Source organism: Sphingomonas metalli, from assembly GCF_014641735.1.
Classification (GTDB): Bacteria; Pseudomonadota; Alphaproteobacteria; order Sphingomonadales; family Sphingomonadaceae; genus Sphingomonas; species Sphingomonas metalli.
This window is the reverse complement of the sequence record NZ_BMIH01000001.1, coordinates 745,148-762,606: the sequence shown is the minus strand read 5'-3', so window position 1 is coordinate 762,606 and position 17,459 is coordinate 745,148. Positions and strand designations below refer to the sequence as shown.

Here is a 17,459-nt window from a genome sequence, read left to right as displayed (position 1 = left end):
GGGAGGGAATCTTGCGCCCGCCTCAGTCCACCCGCCGCACGACCAGCCCGATGGCCGATATCCGCTCCACCGCCGCATAGCCCGGCTGGTCGAGATCCTCGCTGAAGATGTCCGGGTCCAGCTCCTCATAGTCGAGCCCGAAGCCGATCGCCGGCAACCGTTCGCGCAGAGCCTCGCGCAGCACGTCGCGCCCGTCGACGATCGACACGCCGGTATGGAGGATCAGCCGTCCGCCCGGCGCGAGCAGGTCGAGCCCCTGCATCACCCATTCGAGCGACAGGCGGGTGCCGTACAGGTCGCCGCCGTCGCGATAGGCGCGGCGCTCGGCGTCGATCATGAAGGGCGGATGGGTGACGATCAGGTCGAAGCGCTGCGCGATCGCGCGGGGTTCGGCGACCTTGATCGTGTCGTGCGCGATGCCGGCATGGTCGGCGTTGATGCCGGCGAGGAACAGCGCCTTGGGGTTGATGTCGGCCAGCGTCAGGTGGGGCCGGCGGACGAGGCCCGCGGCGCTGATCCCGCCGACGCCGGCGCCGGCCCCATAGTCGAGGATCCGCTCCGCGTCCGGCAGGAGCCGGGCCGCGATCCATCGCGCGAAGCGGTGGCTGTCGGGGCCCAGGAAGACCGAGTCCTGCGCCAGCGTCGGATAGGCCGAGTGGAGGAACAATCGCCCCTCGACCCGCGATACGCGCAGCGTCGCCGCCAGCCGCCCGCCGGGCAGGGCCCGGACCGCGCCGGCCGCCTCCAGCGCCGCCAGCATCTCCGCGTCCAGCAGGTCCGGTGCGAAGGGCAGGCTCCAGCTCAGCACGTCACGCAGGGCGCCCGCCTGCTGGCGCCCGGGCCGGGCGAGCACCCGCCTGTGGGTCGCCGGCGTCGCGGTGACGAAGTCGTAGCCGTGCGCGTCCAGCTGCCGCAGCAGGTCCAGCAGCGCGGCGCGGCGCTCGGGCGCGAACCAGCGCTCGTGATCGCCCGCAGTCGCCGCAGAGGCCGGTTTGATATCGGTCAACATATTGTTTCTAATAGGTTTATCTCGCTTTTTCATGCCTTTCGCCGGCGCCCGGTTCCGCGGTCTGTCATGGATCAGGGAGATTGTCGGGCGCAGCCCCGCCGCGTCCGCGCGTCGGCTTCGACCGCCCCAATCGCCACCGAAATCGATTTGCTGCGTGGCACCCATGCCACGCTTCTGATAGCGAATCGGCCATGCCCGCCACCGCCGCCGCCTCCGCCCGCGAGATCCTGGTCCGTCTTCACGACGTGATGGCCGCGCGCACGCCGGCACAGGCGAAGCTCAACCAGGTCGTGCAGATCATCGGCGAGGAGACGCATAGCGAGGTCTGCTCGGTCTATCTGCTGCGCGAAGGCGTGCTGGAGCTGTTCGCCACCCGCGGCCTCGCCGAGGCGGCGGTCCACGTCACCAAGCTGGCGCTGGGCGAGGGGCTGGTCGGCACGATCGCCGCGCAGGGCGAGGTGCTGAACCTCGACGAGGCGGCGAGCCATCCCGACTTCGCCTACAAGCCCGAGACCGGCGAGGAGCGCTTCCACAGCTTCGCCGGCGTGCCGATCATCCGGCGCGAGCGGGTGGTGGGGGTGCTGGCGGTCCAGCATGCCGAGCAGCGCCGCTACGACGATATCGAGATCGAGGCCCTGCAGACGGTGGCGATGGTCCTGTCCGAACTGATCGCCAATGCGGGGCTGATCGACCAGGCCAATGCCGGGCAGAGCCGGCCGCAATCCTCCGCCTCGCTGCGCATCCCGGGGCAGAAGCTGGTCGAGGGCATGGCCTCCGGCTTCGCCGTCTTCCACCAGCCGCGCATCGTCGTCGAGCATACCGTCGCCGAGGACACGGACGCGGAGCGCCACCGCGTCTATGCCGCCTTCGACAAGATGCGCGAGCAGATCGACCGGATCGCGCGCGAGGCGGAGTTCGGCGTCGGCGGCGAGCATGTCGAGGTCATCGAGACCTACAAGATGTTCGCCTATGACGAGGGCTGGGCGCGGCGGATCAACGAGGCGATCGACAGCGGCCTGACCGCGGAGGCGGCGATCGAGCGCGTCCAGCAGCGCACCCGCCAGCGCATGCGCCAGATCGACGATCCGCTGCTCGCCGACCGGATGCACGATCTGGAGGACCTGTCGAACCGGCTGCTGCGCATCGTCTCGGGGCAGGTCGGCACCGCGGCGCAGCTGGGGCTCAGGCAGGACACGATCCTGATCGCGCGCAATCTGGGCCCGGCCGAGCTCCTCGAATATGACCGTCGCCGGCTGAAGGGGGTGATCCTGGAGGAAGGATCGCTCACCGCGCACGTCACCATCGTCGCCCGCGCGATGGGCGTGCCGGTGCTGGGCCGGGTGCGCGACGTGCGCCGGCTGATCGGCGAGGGCGACCTGCTGCTGCTCGACGTGACCGAGGGCAATGTCTTCGTCCGCCCCTCCGCCGCGATGGAGGAGGCGTTCGAGGCCAAGCTGACGCTGCGGCAGAAGCGCAAGGCCGCTTTTGCCGCGCTGCGCGACCTGCCGCCCGAGACGAAGGACGGGCATCGCGTCACGCTGATGGTCAATGCCGGCCTGCGCGACGACGTCGCCGCGCTCGACCTGACCGGCGCGGACGGGATCGGGCTGTTCCGCACCGAGTTCCAGTTCCTCGTGTCCGCCACCCTGCCGCAGCGCGAGCGGCAGCAGCGGCTCTATCGCGAGGTGCTGGAGGCGGCGGGCGACCGGCCGGTGATCTTCCGCACCGTCGATATCGGCGGCGACAAGGCGCTGCCCTACCTCACCGTCGAGAGCGAGGGCGAGGAGAATCCGGCGATGGGCTGGCGCGCGCTGCGGCTGGCGCTGGAGCGCGACGGGCTGATGAAGGCGCAGGCGCGCGCGCTGCTGGAGGCGGCGGCGGGGCGGACGCTCCAGGTCATGTTCCCGATGGTGTCGGAGGCGTGGGAGTTCGAGGAGGCGCGCGCGCTGTTCGATGCCCAGCGCGACTGGCTGGCGGCGCGCGGCAAGCGCCTGCCGCAGGACATCCGCTTCGGCGCGATGCTGGAGGTGCCGGCGCTCGCCGAGCAGCTCGACCTGCTGCTGCCCCATATCGACTTCCTGTCGATCGGCACCAACGACCTGACCCAGTTCCTGTTCGCCGCCGATCGCGCCAATCCCAAGCTGGCCGAGCGCTATGACTGGCTGTCCGCCTCAATCCTGCGCTTCATCCGCCGCGCGACGGAGGAGGCGCATGCCGCGGGCGTACCGGTCGCGGTGTGCGGCGAGATGGGCGGGCGGCCGCTGGAGGCGCTGGCGCTGATCGCGATCGGGGTCGACCGGCTGTCGATCACCCCCGCGGCGGTCGGGCCGGTCAAGGCGATGATCCGCTCGCTGGACCGCGCCGCGGCCACCGGAGAGCTGGCCGCGTTGCTGGCCAACCCGCCGCGCGACCTGCGCGGGACGCTGGAAGCCTGGGCGGTGGCGCAGGGAATCGACCTGGCTTGAGCGTGCCGCGTCCCGTCCCGCCCGCGATAGGGCAGCCTTGCGTTGACAGGCCGGGGAGGCTCTGGAACATGGGGTATCGCAGGCCGGGGTGGCGGCCCGCATCGGAGTTGGTTGGATGACAGAGGTCGAGCCCGGCGGCACCGCAACGCCAGAGCGCGTGGGCGATCGGCTGCGCACGGCGCGCGAGGCGCAGGGGCTGTCGCTGGCAGAGGTGGGATCGCGGACGCGGGTGCCGTTGCGCCATCTTGAAGCGATCGAGGCGATGGAGCTCGGCCAGCTGCCCTCGCCGACCTATGCGGTGGGCTTCGCCCGGGCCTATGCCCGCGCGGTCGGGGTCAACGATGCCGAGGTCGCCCGCGATGTCCGTGCCGAGCTGACCCATGTGCCGCGCGCGCCGGAGTACGAGCCCTACGAGACGGCGGATCCCGCGCGTGTGCCCTCGCGCGGGGTCGCGATCATCGGGCTGGGGCTGGCGATCGCGGTGATCGTGCTCGCCGGCCTCTACTACGCCACCGACCTGTTCCGCCAGAACGGCGCGACCCCCACCGTCGCCGGCGGGCCCGCGACTCCCTTCGCCCCCGTCGTCGCGGCACCGGCGCCCTCGCCGACGCCGGTGACCGGGCCCGTCCGCCTCGCCGCGGCCACGGGCGAGGTGTGGATGCGCGTCTACGACGCGGCCAACACCACCCTCTATCTCGGCACGCTCAAACCCGGCGACAGCTTCGAGGTGCCGGCCACCGCCAATGCGCCCAAGATCAATGTCGGTCGCCCCGACGAGCTGCGCATCACGGTCGGCGACACGGTGATCCCGCCGCTCGGCGACGGCCGCCGCCCGATCAAGGACGTGCCGGTCGATGCCGCGTCGCTGCTGGCCCGTGCGGGTCAGGGCACCGGCCCGAGCCCGTCCGCCTCGCCCACCGTCGGCGCGCCGCTGGCGCCGATCCCGCCGGTCGAGACGCGCGAGCGCCGACCGGCCGCGCGCACCGCGGCACCCCGGCCGCGGCCGACCCGCGCGCTCAGCGAGGTGCAGCGCGCCAATCTCGAATCCGCCGCCAACCCGCCGCCGCCTGCGACCACGCCCGACGGCCAGTGACCGGCCGCCCTCCTTTCGACGAAGAAGCCGCATGACCCAGCTGATCCGCCCCGCGCTGCTCGCGCCCGTTCTGCTCGGGGGGGTCGCCGCCGCGACCCTGCCGGCTCTGGCCGCCGCCCAGACCGGCACCGTCGAAGCCCGTGTCGGGCGGCTGGAAAGCGAGATGCGCGCCGTCCAGCGCAAGGTCTTCCCGGGCGGCGACGGCCAGCTCGTCCAGCCGCAGATCGTTCGGCCCGACACGCCGGTGGAGGTGCCCGGCGCGCCCGCCTCGACCCCGCTCGCCGATCTGACCGCGCGCGTCTCCTCGCTGGAATCGCAGATGGCGACGCTGACCGGGCAGGCGGAGCAGAACGGCTATCAGATCCGCCAGCTGCGCGAGCAGTTCGAGGCGTACAAGGCCGCGACCGACGCCAAGCTCAACGCCGCCGCCGCGCCCGCGACCACGCCCGCCGCGACGGGTGCGACCGGCGGCGCGGACGAACCCGCGCCGATCGCCCCCGCACGCCCCTCCCGCCCCGTCGCCGGCAGCAAGCCCGCTACCGCCTCTGCCGAGCCGGTGATGGACCCCGAACGCGCCGCCAAGCTCGCCGCGGTCAAGCGCCCCTCCGCCAGCGGCGATGCGGCCGAGGAGAACTACCTCTACGGCTACCGCCTGTGGCAGGCCGGCCTGTACCCGGAGGCGCAGGCGCAGCTGAAGAAGACGGTGGCCGATCATCCGAACAGTCGCCGCGCCAGCTATGCGCAGAACCTGCTCGGCCGCGCCTATCTCGACGACGGCAAGCCCAGCCTGGCCTCCATGGCCTTTTACGAAAATTACAAGAAGATGCCGGATGGCGAGCGGGCGCCGGACAGCCTGCTCTATCTCGGTCAGGCGCTGGTCAAGCTCAACAAGCCGGCGGACGCCTGCCGCGTCTATGACGAGCTGAGCGACGTCTATGCGGGCAAGCTGTCCGCCGCGATGAAGGCCGACATCGCGAAGGGACGCACCGCCGCCAAGTGCAAGTGAGGGGTGGGGGCGTGATGCCTCTCTCCTCCGTCCGTGCTGAGCTTGTCGAAGCACCGTTCTTGTCTGCGGTGCAGTCGGAAAGAACGGCGCTGACGTCGTCTGGCTAGCCGCGTTGGTGATGTCGCGAAGGTCGGACCATTCACTCGCGTCACCCAGGCGCAGGCGAGACCTCTCCGAAAACCGCGGCGACGCCCCCCTGTCGATTGTCATGCCGGACTTGTTCCGGGATCCACCGTTGCGCGCATTCAACGGGTTGTGCGTTTGCGGCGCCGTGGATGCCGGAACTCGTCCGGCATGACGGGTAGAGGCGACATCCCTGAGACCGGGATGACGGAGCGCGCTGCGACGGCTTGGGGTTGGTTTGGATCAGTCGTAACCACCCGTTCGTGCTGAGCGCAGTCGAAGCACCTTGTGGAGAGCTGCCCTTCGACTTCGCTCAGGGCGAACGCGGGTGAACAAAGCTGATCGTTATCGATCCTATGGACACGGCCCCGATCAGCCCGCCAACCACCTTGCCCAAAGCTGCCGCCTCTGAAACCACAGCAGCCGTGCTCGCCCCTGATCTCGTCACCCGCTTCGCCGCAGACCTCGCGGCCCTCACAGGCGAGCCACACCCCCCGCTCGCCCTGGCAGTCTCAGGCGGTCCCGACAGCATGGCGATGCTCGCGCTCGCGGCCGCCGCGCTGCCGGGCGACGTGATCGCCGCCACCTTCGACCACCGGCTGCGCGCCGAGAGCGCCGGCGAGGCGGCGATGGTCGCGCGCTGGTGCGCCGATCACGCCATCCCCCATGCGGTCCTGACGCCCGCGCGGCCCATCGCCGCGAACAGCCTGCAGGCCCGTGCCCGGACGGCGCGCTATGCCGCGCTGGCGGCCTGGGCGGCGGGGCAGGGGGCGCGGTTCGTCGCCACCGCGCACCATGCCGACGATCAGGCCGAGACGATGCTGATGCGGGCCAATCGCGCCAGCGGGGTCGCCGGCCTCTCCGGCATCCGCCGTCGCCGCCCGCTCGGCGCGGTGATGCTCGTCCGCCCGCTCCTCGGCTGGCGCCGGGCCGAGCTGGCCGCGATCGTCGCCGCGCTGGCGCTGCCCGTGGTCGACGATCCGTCCAACCGCGATCCCCGTTTCGCCCGCGCCCGCGTGCGGCAATGGCTCGCCGCGATCCCCGAACTCGACACGGGCAGCATCGCCCGCTCCGCCGATCATCTCGCCGAGATGCTCGCCGACTGGGAGCAGCTCGCCGACCGAGTCTGGTCGCAACGGCCGGCCGACGCCGCGATCGACGTCGCGGACCAGCCCCGCACGCTGCGCCGCCTGCTGCTCCGTCGCCTGATCGCGGCCGTCCGCGCGTCCCATGCCATCGTCCGCCCGCCGTTCGGGCCGGAGACGCATGTGGAAGCGATGCTCGACGCGTTGGCGGAGGGCAGGCGGGCGACACAGGGCGGCGTGGTCGTCACTCCGCGCGGCACGGTCTGGACGGCGGCACCCGCTCCGCCGCGGCGCGATCATGCTTAACGCCTCAGGCACGGCAGCAACGTACCGCCGCACGCCAGCGTGCTTTCGTCGCAAGGACGGGCATTTTGTTCCATTGCCATTAACCCCTGTGAGCCTATCTTGTCGGGGAAAGGTATCGCGGTGGCCATGAACGACAACAATAAGCCCTCTCCGGAGAATGGCGGGGGCAACCCCTGGATGAAGAGCCTCCTGATCTGGGTAGCGATTCTCCTGGGTCTCGCGCTGTTCGTCACGATGGTGGACGGTCGCTCGCCGGGTGCCGGCAGCGGCAACCAGATCGCCTATTCGACCTTCCTCGACAAGGTCGACGAGGGGACGGTCAAGGACGTCAACATCAGCCGTGACATCATCACCGGCACGATGAGCAACGGCGAGAAGTTCCGCGCCTATCCGCTCCCTGATTCGACGCTGGTCGGCAAGCTGCGCGAAAAGGGCGTGGCGATCACCGCCAAGCCCGAGGATGGCCCCTCGGTCTGGATGGTGCTGCTCTACCAGTCGCTGCCGTTCCTGCTGTTCCTCGGCATCGCCTTCTTCGTGCTGCGCCAGATGCAGAAGGGCGGCGGCGCGAACGGCGCGATGGGCTTCGGCAAGAGCCGCGCGCGGATGCTGACCCAGAAGGAAGGCAAGGTCACCTTCGACGATGTCGCCGGCATCGACGAGGCGCGGGCCGAGCTGACCGAGATCGTCGACTTCCTGAAGGATCCGTCCAAGTTCGCGCGCCTCGGCGGCAAGATTCCGAAGGGCGCGCTGCTGGTCGGCTCGCCCGGCACCGGCAAGACCCTGCTCGCCCGCGCGATCGCGGGTGAGGCGGGCGTGCCCTTCTTCACCATCTCGGGCTCCGACTTCGTCGAGATGTTCGTTGGCGTCGGCGCCAGCCGCGTGCGCGACATGTTCGAACAGGCCAAGAAGAGCGCGCCGTGCATCGTCTTCATCGACGAGATCGACGCGGTCGGCCGCCATCGCGGCGCCGGCCTCGGCAACGGTAACGACGAGCGCGAGCAGACGCTGAACCAGCTCCTCGTCGAGATGGACGGGTTCGAGGCGAACGAGGGCATCATCATCGTCGCGGCGACCAACCGCCCCGACGTGCTCGATCCCGCGCTGCTGCGTCCGGGCCGTTTCGACCGCCAGGTCGTGGTGCCGCGGCCGGACATCGAGGGCCGCATCAAGATCCTCGAAGTGCATATGAAGAAGGTGCCGCTGGCGCCCGACGTCGACGCCCGCGTGATCGCGCGCGGTACGCCCGGCTTCTCGGGCGCGGACCTCGCCAACCTCGTCAACGAGGCGGCGCTGATGGCGGCGCGCAAGTCCAAGCGGCTCGTCGCCATGGCCGAGTTCGAGGAGGCCAAGGACAAGGTGATGATGGGCGCCGAGCGCCGCTCCATGGTCATGACCGAGGATGAGAAGCGGATGACCGCCTATCACGAGGCGGGCCATGCGATCGTCTCGGTCCACGAGCCGGCGTCCGACCCGATCCATAAGGCGACGATCATCCCGCGCGGTCGTGCGCTGGGCATGGTGATGCGCCTGCCGGAGCGGGACAGCTACAGCTATCACCGCGACAAGATGTACGCGAACCTCGCCGTGGCGATGGGCGGGCGCGTCGCCGAGGAGATCATCTTCGGCTATGACAAGGTCTCGTCGGGCGCGAGCGGCGACATCCAGTACGCCACGGGTCTGGCGCGCGACATGGTCACCAAATGGGGCATGTCGGACAAGGTCGGTCCGGTCGAATATGCCCAGCCGGAGGGCGAGAGCTTCCTCGGCTATTCGTCTTCGCAGCCGGTGCGCATGTCGAACCAGACCGCGCAGCTGATCGACGACGAGATCAAGGCGATTGTCGAGGGCGGCCTGCATCGTGCGAAGCAGCTGCTGACCGACCATGTCGACCAGCTCCACCTGCTCGCCGGCGCGCTGCTGGAATATGAGACGCTGTCGGGCGAGGAGATCAAGAAGCTGATCGCGGGCGAGGATATCGGCCGGGTCGATCAGGGGCCGAAGACGCCGACCGTGCCGGTCACCGGCACGTCGATCCCGAAGACCCGGCGCAACCCGGGCCCGTTCGGTAGCGCGACGCCGCTCGGCGCGTGAGTCCCCCGTCCGGCGTGTTCAGCGCCGGGCAAGACCACATACGGCATGGGCCGGCCTTTCCCACATCGGAAAGGTCGGCCCATGTCGTTCAGGTCCTTATCTCTTCTGTGTGCCGCGGGGCTGGGCCTCGCGGCGGTCGCCGCCCCGGCCGGCGCGGCGATGACGACCGGCACCTTCGTCGAACGGGCCGATGCGCTGCGCAGCATGGGCTTCGCCGCAATGCTCTCCCCCGATTTCCAGGTGCTGAAGGAAGAGGCGCGGCAGGCGCGCGTCGAGCTCAAGGCCGAGAATGCCCGCCGCCTCGCCGCGCACAAGCCCGGCATCGCCTGCGTGCCCGAGGGCGAGTCGGTCGGGATCGAGGAGATGATCGACAGCCTCGCCGCCCTGCCGGCCGCGGACCAGAAGCGGCCGCTGCGCGATGGATACGCGAAGGTGCTGGGCCGGAAGTTCCCGTGCCGGTGAGGGGGGCGACTGACGGGGTGGCGTGGCCGCGCCTTTCCCTGTTCGTCCATCCCGGCGCCAGCTGGGATCTTGCGCGGTCGTCCCGCTCCAGCCGCCAAAGGCCCCGGCCTGCGCCGGGGCGACGATCGGGGGATGAGGTCGGCGGTTGCTCATGCATGAAACGGCGAGAGGTTTTACCTCAAGCCGGTGCCGTTCATGGGCGTTTTCCAAAAGCCCAGGCTTGTCCCGCTACCGTCATCCCCGCGAAGGCGGGGATCCATATCCTCTGACGATTCTGAGTAATGCGGCACGCTCCCGCGCGTCTGGATCCCCGCCTTCGCGGGGATGACGTATGGATCATGCCGCAATCCTCTTCAGGGGGGATGGCAGTGGGACCTCTTCCCGGCCGTGCCGCTTGTGGAAGCGCCCCACCCCCGACCCCTCCCCTGAAGGGGAGGGGTGATGGCCCCGTGGGGTCGCCCCACCTTCCGACCGGTCGCTCTGAGCGCAGTGAAGGGCCTGAGACTCACCTGCGCTTCGACTTCATCCAGCTCGAACGGGTCGGGGTGTTGTCATCCAGCCCTGGACCTCAGCCCCCTTTCAAGGCTTCCGGAACTTGTACACGAACTGATCCGTCCGCCCGCGGATCGCCGGATCGAACACGTTCTTGCTGTGGTCATCCTCCGGATTGTGCAGGACGCGGCTCTCGCCGACGAAGCGGAAGCCGGCGGCCTCGACCTGACGGCGCACCGCGGCCGGATCGATACGGTGGGTGGTCTCGGTATTGGCCATCCCCTTGCCCGCTGCATCGGCATGGTCGATCACCACATAGGTGCCGCCCTTCTTCAGCAGGTTGAACACCGCCGCGTCGAAGGCGCGCAGGGCCGGTTCGCCTGCGCCGCGATTGGGAATGTCGTGATAGTTCTGGACGGTCCAGAACAGATCGGCGGGGACGGGGCTTGAGGGCAGGTCGCCCGGCTGGATCTGTGCCGTGACATTGGGCAGCTTGCGATCGGCCAGCGCCTGCACGCCGGCCTTGCCCCGATCGGACGTGCCGGCGCGCGCCGGCCAGGCCGCGATCACCTTGCCCTTGGGGCCGACCACGCCGGAAAAGATGCGGCTCCAATAGCCGCTGCCCGGCAGATAATCGATCACGGTGTCGCCGGGCTTCACGCCCGAAAAGGCGATCACCGCCGCCGCCTGCCGGCGCTCGTCGTCGCCCTGCTGGTCGGCACGGGCGGGATCGGCCAGCGCCTTGGCGATCGTCGCCGGCACCGGCGTTGCGGCCGGGCGTGCGGGGGCAGGGGCCTGCTGCGCGGCGACGGGCGCGGCGGCGAGCATCAGGGTCAGCGTCCAGATCGGCTTCATGCGTCCTTCTCCTCCAGCAATGCCCGCACGCGGGGGGCAACCTCGCGCCCGTAACGTTCGATACAGCCCATCAGCCGGGCATGCGACAGCGGACCCGCACTATATTTCAGCTGGAAGCGCGACAGGTCCAGCGTGCGTACGGTGCGCGCGATCTTCTGCGCCACCGTCTCGGGCCCGCCGACATAGAGAGAGCCGCCCTCGACCTCCGCATCGAACTGCGCGCGCGACAGCGGCGGCCAGCCGCGCGTGCTGCCGATGCGGTCGTGCATCCGCTTATAGTCGGGAAAGAACTCCTCGCGCGCCGTTGCGTCGTCGCGGCCGACATAGCCGGGGGAGTGGACGCCTACCGGCAGGAGGGGCCGCTGCCCCTCCGCCAGCGCGCGGGCGTAGAGGTCGACATAGGGCCGAAAGCGCGCCGGATCGCCGCCGATGATCGCCAGCAGCATCGGCAGCCCGTAATGCGCGGCGCGGACGACCGATTGCGGGCTGCCGCCGACGCCGATCCATGTGGTGAGCGGCGCGTGCTCGACGGGCGGGAAGACGCTCTGCTCCGTCAGCGATGGTCGCACGCTGCCCCGCCACGTCACCGGCCCCTCGGTGCCGCGCAGGGTGGCGAACAGGTCGAGTTTCTCGTCGAACAGCCGCTCATACTGGTCGAGCGGATAGCCGAAGAGCGGAAAGCTCTCGGTGAACGAGCCGCGACCTAGGATCACTTCCGCCCGGCCCGACGATACCGCGTCGAGCGTGGCGAAGCGCTGGAAGACGCGAACCGGATCGTCGGAGGACAGGACGGTCACCGCCGAGCCCAGCCGGATGCGCTGTGTTCGTGCGGCAATCGCGGCGAGCACCATTTCGGGGGAGGAGACGGCGAAGTCGGCGCGGTGATGCTCGCCGACCCCGAAGAAATCGAGGCCGGCTTGCTCGGCGGCGACGCCCTGCTCGACCACGTCGCGGATCGCCTGTGCGGGGTGGACGGCGACGCCGTCCTGCTCGGTGACGTCGCCGAACGTGTCGAGGCCGAGTTGCAGGGTCATGGTGCTGGGTGGTCCTTTATCCGGCGCCCGTAGCGGCCGGCGATCGGGGGTGTGTTCGCGCACAGGTGCAAAGGTGGCTGAGCGATCGTCCCGATATCGTGGGACCCAGGACGTTCCAACCTTTCACGCGTCCCCGGCGAAGGCCGGGGCCCAGCTGGGTGAAGCTCCGCGATGACTCACCACCGCTCGCCCAACTGGGCCCCGGCCTTCGCCGGGGTGACAATGTGGATCGCTGTGAAGCGCGCCATCACCCGGTACGGAACACCTCCGCGTCTCCGCGCCTCCGCGCGAACAATCGTCCCCGGCGCCCCTCAAACGTCCAGATTGGCCACGTTCAGCGCATTGTCCTGGATGAACTCGCGCCGCGGTTCGACCACTTCGCCCATCAGCTGGGTGAAGATCATGTCCGCCGCCGAGACATCCTCGCTGGTCACGCGCAGCATCGAGCGGACGGCGGGATCGAGCGTCGTCTCCCACAGCTGCTCGGCGTTCATCTCGCCCAGCCCCTTGTAGCGCTGGATCGACAGGCCCTTGCGCCCCGCCGCCAGGATCGCGTCGAGCAACTGCGAGGGACGCGCCACGCGGGTCTCGCCCTTGACCGTCACGACGCGGGTTGCGGCGCCGGGGGCACCCTCTGCGCCCTCGTCCTCTGCCGTATCCGCCGCCGGCTCCTCCTCGACCTCGGCCTGCGCCGCACCGGCGCGGATCAGCCGGCCTGCCTCGGCAAAGCTGTCGGCCTGTTCGGCGGCGAGCACGTGCAGCTTGCGCGCCTCGGCCGAGGAGATGAAGCTCGCCTCGACGATATGGTGGTCGGTCACCCCGCGCCACAGGCGCTCGAAATGCACGCCGCCATCCTCGGTCAGCCGCGCGCTCCACCGGCCCTCGCCGTCGCCGGCATCGAGGCGCCGGGTGACCTCCGCCACGCGCGCCTGCCGCCCCTCGCGATCAAGTGCGGGATCGAGCGCGCCGCCCAGCGCGAGGACCTCGATGATTGCAGGATCGTAGCGGCGCGGGACGTAGCGCATCAGCGTGCGCATCCGCCGCGCGTGGTCGGTCAGGTCGCGCAGATCCTTGCCCGTACGGGTGCCGCCCGAAGTCTCGAACACCATCGCGCCGACGCCGGCATCGACCAGATAGTCGTCGAGCGCCGCATCGTCCTTGAGGTAGACTTCCGACCGACCCTTGGTCGCCTTGTAGAGCGGCGGCTGGGCGATGTAGAGGTGCCCGCGGCTGATCAGCTCGGGCATCTGGCGGTAGAAGAAGGTGAGGAGCAGCGTGCGGATATGCGCGCCGTCCACGTCCGCGTCCGTCATGATGATGATCTTGTGGTAGCGCAGCTTGTCGGCGTTGAACTCCTCGCGGCCGATGCCCGTGCCCATCGCCTGGATCAGCGTGCCGATCTCCTTGGAGGAGATCATCCGGTCGAACCGCGCGCGCTCGGTGTTCAGGATCTTGCCGCGCAGGGGCAGGATCGCCTGGAAATGCCGGTTGCGCCCCTGCTTGGCCGATCCGCCGGCCGAGTCGCCCTCGACCAGGAACAGTTCGGACTTGGCAGGGTCGCGCTCCTGACAGTCGGCCAGCTTGCCGGGCAGGCTGGCGATGTCCATCGCGCCCTTGCGCCGGGTCAGCTCGCGCGCCTTGCGCGCCGCCTCGCGCGCGGCGGCGGCGTCGATGACCTTGCCGACGATCGCCTTGGCGTTCTGCGGATTTTCTTCCAGCCATTGCGCCAGCTTGTCCGCGATCAGCGATTCGAGCGGCTGGCGCACCTCGGACGAGACCAGCTTGTCCTTGGTCTGGCTGCTGAACTTCGGATCGGGCAGCTTGACCGAGACGATCGCGGTCAGCCCCTCGCGCATGTCGTCGCCTGTCAGCGACACCTTCTCCTTCTTCAGCATGCCCGACCGTTCGGCATAGGCGTTGAGCGTGCGGGTCAGCGCCGCGCGGAACGCCGCGATATGCGTGCCGCCGTCGCGCTGGGGGATGTTGTTGGTGAAGGCGAGGACGTTCTCGTAATAGCTGTCGTTCCACTCCAGCGCGACGTCCATGCCGATCGACTCGCGCTGGCCGGAGATCGCGATCGGCTCCGGGAACAGCGGCGTCTTGGCGCGATCGAGCCACTTCACGAAGGCAGCGATGCCGCCCTCGTAATAGAGCTCCACCGTCTTCGGCTCGTCGTGGCGCGCGTCGGTCAGGAACAGCCGCACGCCCGAATTGAGGAAGGCGAGCTCGCGATAGCGATGCTCGAGCTTGTCGAAGTCGAACTCGGTGATCTTGAAGGTTGCGGGCGAGGGGAGAAAGGTGACGCGCGTCCCCTTCTTGCCCTCGGCCTTGCCGACGACCTTGAGCGGCGCGACCGCGTCGCCATGCTGGAAGCGCATGTAATGCTCTTCGCCGTCGCGCCAGATCGTCAGGTCGAGGAATTCGGACAGGGCGTTGACGACGGACACGCCGACGCCGTGCAGCCCGCCCGACACCTTGTAGGCGTTGTCGTCCGACGTGTTCTCGAACTTCCCGCCGGCGTGCAGCTGGGTCATGATGACCTCCGCCGCCGACACGCCCTCTTCGGGGTGGATGCCGGTGGGGATGCCGCGGCCGTTGTCGGTGACGCTGACCGAACCGTCGGCGTTCAGCTGGATATCGATCCGGTCGCAATGGCCGGCCAGCGCCTCGTCGATCGCATTGTCGCTGACCTCGAACACCATGTGGTGGAGGCCCGAGCCATCGTCGGTGTCGCCGATATACATGCCCGGCCGCTTGCGCACCGCGTCGAGCCCTTTGAGCACCTTGATCGAAGACGCGCCATATTCGCCGGCGCCGGAGGAAGTCTGGGGGGTGTCTGCCATGTCGAGGATATAGGGATTCGGGGGGGCTAACGGAAGCGAAATGACCCGTTCCGCCCGTCCCGGACCCCGTCCTTTCCTGAACGATCGCTGCCGAACCGGTTCAGCATCGTTCAAGTGCGAATCGCGCATAAGCCATGTCATCGCAGTATCGCCACGAGGAGACGATCGATGATGAAGGCCCTGACCAAGATGGCTCTGGTCGCCAGCGTGGCGATCACCAGTGTTGCCGCCACTCCGGTGGCCGCGCAGAGCTGGGGACGCGGTTACGACTATGCCGACCGCTATGATCGCTACGATCGCGGTGACTATCGGCGCGACGATCGCCGCTATGACGACCGTCGCGGCTATTACGACAATTACGATCGCCGCGGCTATGACGATCGCCGCTATTATGATCGTCGCCGCTACAACGTCCGCTGCAGCTCGGGCACCACGGGCGGCGTGCTGGGTGCGGTGGTCGGCGGCCTGCTCGGCCGCGAGATCGGCCGTGGCGGACGCTACAATGCGCCGAGCACGACCGGGCTGATCGTGGGTGCGGGCGTGGGCGCGCTGGCCGGGCGCGAGATCGACCGCAACCAGAGCTGCCGCTGATGCGGGCGGGGGCTGCCTTCCTTCGGGAGGGCGGCCCCTACTCATTGTCTTAGACCGTGATCGGTCAGGACTGGGCTGGGCGTCATCCCAGCGAAGGCTGGGATCTCCCGGTCATATCACGGGGCAAGAGCCGCAGAAGGCCCCAGCCTGCGCTGGGGCGACGAGTTTGGCCAAATGGATCAGACTCTAGGCTGCCCCCCCATTCGTTCGTGCTAAGCTTGTCGAAGCACCAGTCTTCTCCCGGGCCGCACGCGCGCGGAGAGGAAGAAAGAACGGGGCTTCGACAAGCTCAGCACGAATGTCGGGGAAGGGGATCACCCCACCCGAACCCGCGTCGCCTCCCCCGCTTCCGCGAACAGCTCCGCCTCTGTCCCGGTCATCCATACCTGACCCCGCCCGGCCAGCCGCGAGAACAGCGCAGCGCGCCGCACCGGGTCGAGATGCGCCGCCACTTCGTCCAGCAGCAGCACCGGCGCCCGTCCGGTCCGGTCGGCGACCAGTTCGGCATGGGCCAGTACGATCCCCAGAAGCAACGCCTTCTGCTCCCCGGTCGAGGCGAGTGCCGCCGCCTGCCGCTTGTCGAGGTGCGTCACCGCCAGATCGGCGCGGTGCGGGCCATCGAGCGTCCGCCCCGCCGCCGCATCGCGTCGCCGCCCGAGCGACAGGGCACGCGCGAACGCCTCGGCTTCGACCGCCTCTCCGGTCAGCGCCAGCGCCGCGCGCGCGAACGGGCCTTGGGGCTGCTCCGCCAGCCGCTCGGCCAACGCCGTGACGGTGGCGATCCGCGCGGCATCGAGCGCGGTGCCATGCTCGACCATCCGCGCCTCCAGCGCCGACAGCCATTCGGGATCCGCCGCCCGGTCCCCGCCCAGCAGCCGGTTGCGCTCGCGCATCGCCGCCTCGTAGCGGGTGGCGTGAAGGGCATGGCCGGGTGCCAGCGCCAGCGTCAGCCGGTCGAGGAACCGCCGCCGGTCCGCCGCCGCCGCGGTCAACAGCCGGTCCATCGCCGGGGTCAGCCACAGCACCGTCAGCCATTCCGCCAGCTGGTTCGCGCCGGCGGTCGCCCCCTGCACCCGCACGACGCGCCGTTCGGGCGCGCTGGCGAGCGTGCCGGTGGCGAGGTCGACCGCGTCCACCAGCGTCGCGGCGACGCCCCAGCCGCCCGGCCCCGCCTGCCGCGCCATCGCCGACAGCGCCGCCCGCCGCAGCCCGCGCCCGGGCGCCAGCATCGACACCGCTTCGAGGATATTGGTCTTCCCCGCGCCATTCTCGCCCGTCAGCACCACGAATCCCGCACCGGGCGAGAGCGTCAGCGCCGCATGGTTGCGGAAATCGGTGAGGGTGAGGCGGTCGATCACCATTCGGCTTTAGCAGCCCGGACGACCAAGGCGAGGCAAGGCCGCGATATAGGAAATCAACAGATATCGAGCGCGTCGAGCACGATGGATCGCACCTCGGTCCAGACCCTGCCATCCAGCCGACCGATCCTGATCGCATCGCCGGTCGCGATCGTCGTGACCTTTGCCGTCCGCACCTTGGATGGGATCAGAAGGCCGATGCTCTCGGCGTCGGGAATCAGGACATCGCCCCGCCACGCCGGACGTGCAGCATTGGTGATCATCAGCGCCCAGGCGAGTGGGCCGATCCCGGTGTCCTGCGTGTCGAAGGTCGCAAGGATCAGCGCGGGCCGTCGAACGATGACCGCACGCTCGACATGCGGGAAGGGGGCGTGGACGATAGCGCCCGGCTCAAAGACGGTCATAGTCCGTGTCCAGCTCGTCCGCCCATTCGGTGAACTGGCTGAAGTCGGGCGCGAACCCCGCTGCTGGACGCGGAGCCTTGACGACATAGGCCCGTTCGCCCTCGATCTCCCACGCGATCTCGTCGCCCAACTCGATCCGGAGCGCACGCCGCACGGCCAGTGGGACAGTGGTCTGCGACTTGGATGTGATCTTGCCGACGATCATGCCGACCGAGGTAAGGAACATCCTTACCTCGGTCAAC

The 17,459-nt window shown here is 69.6% G+C and carries 14 protein-coding genes; 7 read left to right on the top strand and 7 right to left on the bottom strand.

The genetic code is table 11. The features are described from left to right. Positions 1 to 22: 22 nt before the first annotated feature. Positions 23 to 1,009: a methyltransferase gene (locus tag IEX18_RS03895; protein ID WP_188657313.1), complete on the bottom strand. Its 987-nt coding sequence runs from the start codon at positions 1,007 to 1,009 to the stop codon at positions 23 to 25. A 191-nt stretch (positions 1,010 to 1,200) separates the two neighbouring features. Here IEX18_RS03895 and ptsP point away from each other — a divergent pair, with 191 nt between their 5' ends. From ptsP to IEX18_RS03865, 6 genes are all read left to right on the top strand, one after another. Beyond that, positions 1,201 to 3,474, top strand: a complete 2,274-nt coding sequence (ptsP, locus tag IEX18_RS03890; protein ID WP_188657312.1) for a phosphoenolpyruvate--protein phosphotransferase — start codon at positions 1,201 to 1,203, stop codon at positions 3,472 to 3,474. Between the two features lie 115 nt (positions 3,475 to 3,589). Then, positions 3,590 to 4,567 carry a helix-turn-helix domain-containing protein gene (locus IEX18_RS03885; RefSeq protein WP_188657311.1) on the top strand — a complete coding sequence of 326 codons (978 nt, stop codon included), beginning with the start codon at positions 3,590 to 3,592 and terminating at the stop codon, positions 4,565 to 4,567. Between the two features lie 31 nt (positions 4,568 to 4,598). Next, positions 4,599 to 5,573, top strand: a complete 975-nt coding sequence (locus tag IEX18_RS03880; protein WP_188657310.1) for a tetratricopeptide repeat protein — start codon at positions 4,599 to 4,601, stop codon at positions 5,571 to 5,573. A 479-nt stretch (positions 5,574 to 6,052) separates the two neighbouring features. Next, complete coding sequence (gene tilS, locus IEX18_RS03875) at positions 6,053 to 7,087, top strand: tRNA lysidine(34) synthetase TilS (RefSeq protein ID WP_188657309.1); 1,035 nt, start codon at positions 6,053 to 6,055, stop codon at positions 7,085 to 7,087. Positions 7,088 to 7,213: 126 nt separating this feature from the next. Beyond that, positions 7,214 to 9,178: an ATP-dependent zinc metalloprotease FtsH gene (gene ftsH / locus IEX18_RS03870; RefSeq protein WP_188657308.1), complete on the top strand. Its 1,965-nt coding sequence runs from the start codon at positions 7,214 to 7,216 to the stop codon at positions 9,176 to 9,178. 81 nt (positions 9,179 to 9,259) lie between these two features. Then, a complete protein-coding gene (locus IEX18_RS03865; protein WP_229664344.1) occupies positions 9,260 to 9,640 on the top strand; it encodes a hypothetical protein in 381 nt (126 codons plus the stop codon). Positions 9,641 to 10,219: 579 nt separating this feature from the next. Here the strand turns inward: IEX18_RS03865 and IEX18_RS03860 are convergent. From IEX18_RS03860 to gyrB, 3 genes are all read right to left on the bottom strand, one after another. Continuing rightward, positions 10,220 to 10,987, bottom strand: a complete 768-nt coding sequence (locus IEX18_RS03860) for a class I SAM-dependent methyltransferase (protein WP_188657307.1) — start codon at positions 10,985 to 10,987, stop codon at positions 10,220 to 10,222. Next, on the bottom strand, positions 10,984 to 12,021 hold the full coding sequence (locus tag IEX18_RS03855; protein WP_188657306.1) for an LLM class flavin-dependent oxidoreductase: 1,038 nt from the start codon (positions 12,019 to 12,021) through the stop codon (positions 10,984 to 10,986). The genes IEX18_RS03860 and IEX18_RS03855 overlap by 4 nt, the downstream gene beginning before the upstream one ends. Positions 12,022 to 12,332: 311 nt before the next feature. Next, positions 12,333 to 14,864: a DNA topoisomerase (ATP-hydrolyzing) subunit B gene (gene gyrB, locus IEX18_RS03850; protein ID WP_188657305.1), complete on the bottom strand. Its 2,532-nt coding sequence runs from the start codon at positions 14,862 to 14,864 to the stop codon at positions 12,333 to 12,335. A 168-nt stretch (positions 14,865 to 15,032) separates the two neighbouring features. Here gyrB and IEX18_RS03845 point away from each other — a divergent pair, with 168 nt between their 5' ends. Continuing rightward, positions 15,033 to 15,455 carry a YMGG-like glycine zipper-containing protein gene (locus IEX18_RS03845; RefSeq protein ID WP_188657304.1) on the top strand — a complete coding sequence of 141 codons (423 nt, stop codon included), beginning with the start codon at positions 15,033 to 15,035 and terminating at the stop codon, positions 15,453 to 15,455. A gap of 314 nt (positions 15,456 to 15,769) precedes the next feature. Here IEX18_RS03845 and recF read toward each other — a convergent pair whose 3' ends face one another. The 3 genes from recF to IEX18_RS03830 are packed head-to-tail and all read right to left on the bottom strand — an operon-like array spanning position 15,770 to position 17,458. Continuing rightward, positions 15,770 to 16,813, bottom strand: a complete 1,044-nt coding sequence (recF, locus tag IEX18_RS03840) for a DNA replication/repair protein RecF (protein WP_188657303.1) — start codon at positions 16,811 to 16,813, stop codon at positions 15,770 to 15,772. Between the two features lie 56 nt (positions 16,814 to 16,869). Then, positions 16,870 to 17,217: a type II toxin-antitoxin system PemK/MazF family toxin gene (locus IEX18_RS03835; protein ID WP_188657302.1), complete on the bottom strand. Its 348-nt coding sequence runs from the start codon at positions 17,215 to 17,217 to the stop codon at positions 16,870 to 16,872. After that, the gene (locus IEX18_RS03830) at positions 17,204 to 17,458 is read right to left on the bottom strand and encodes an AbrB/MazE/SpoVT family DNA-binding domain-containing protein (RefSeq protein ID WP_188657301.1); all 255 of its coding nucleotides are present in this window, start codon (positions 17,456 to 17,458) and stop codon (positions 17,204 to 17,206) included. The genes IEX18_RS03835 and IEX18_RS03830 overlap by 14 nt, the downstream gene beginning before the upstream one ends. Between the last annotated feature and the right edge of the window lies 1 nt (position 17,459).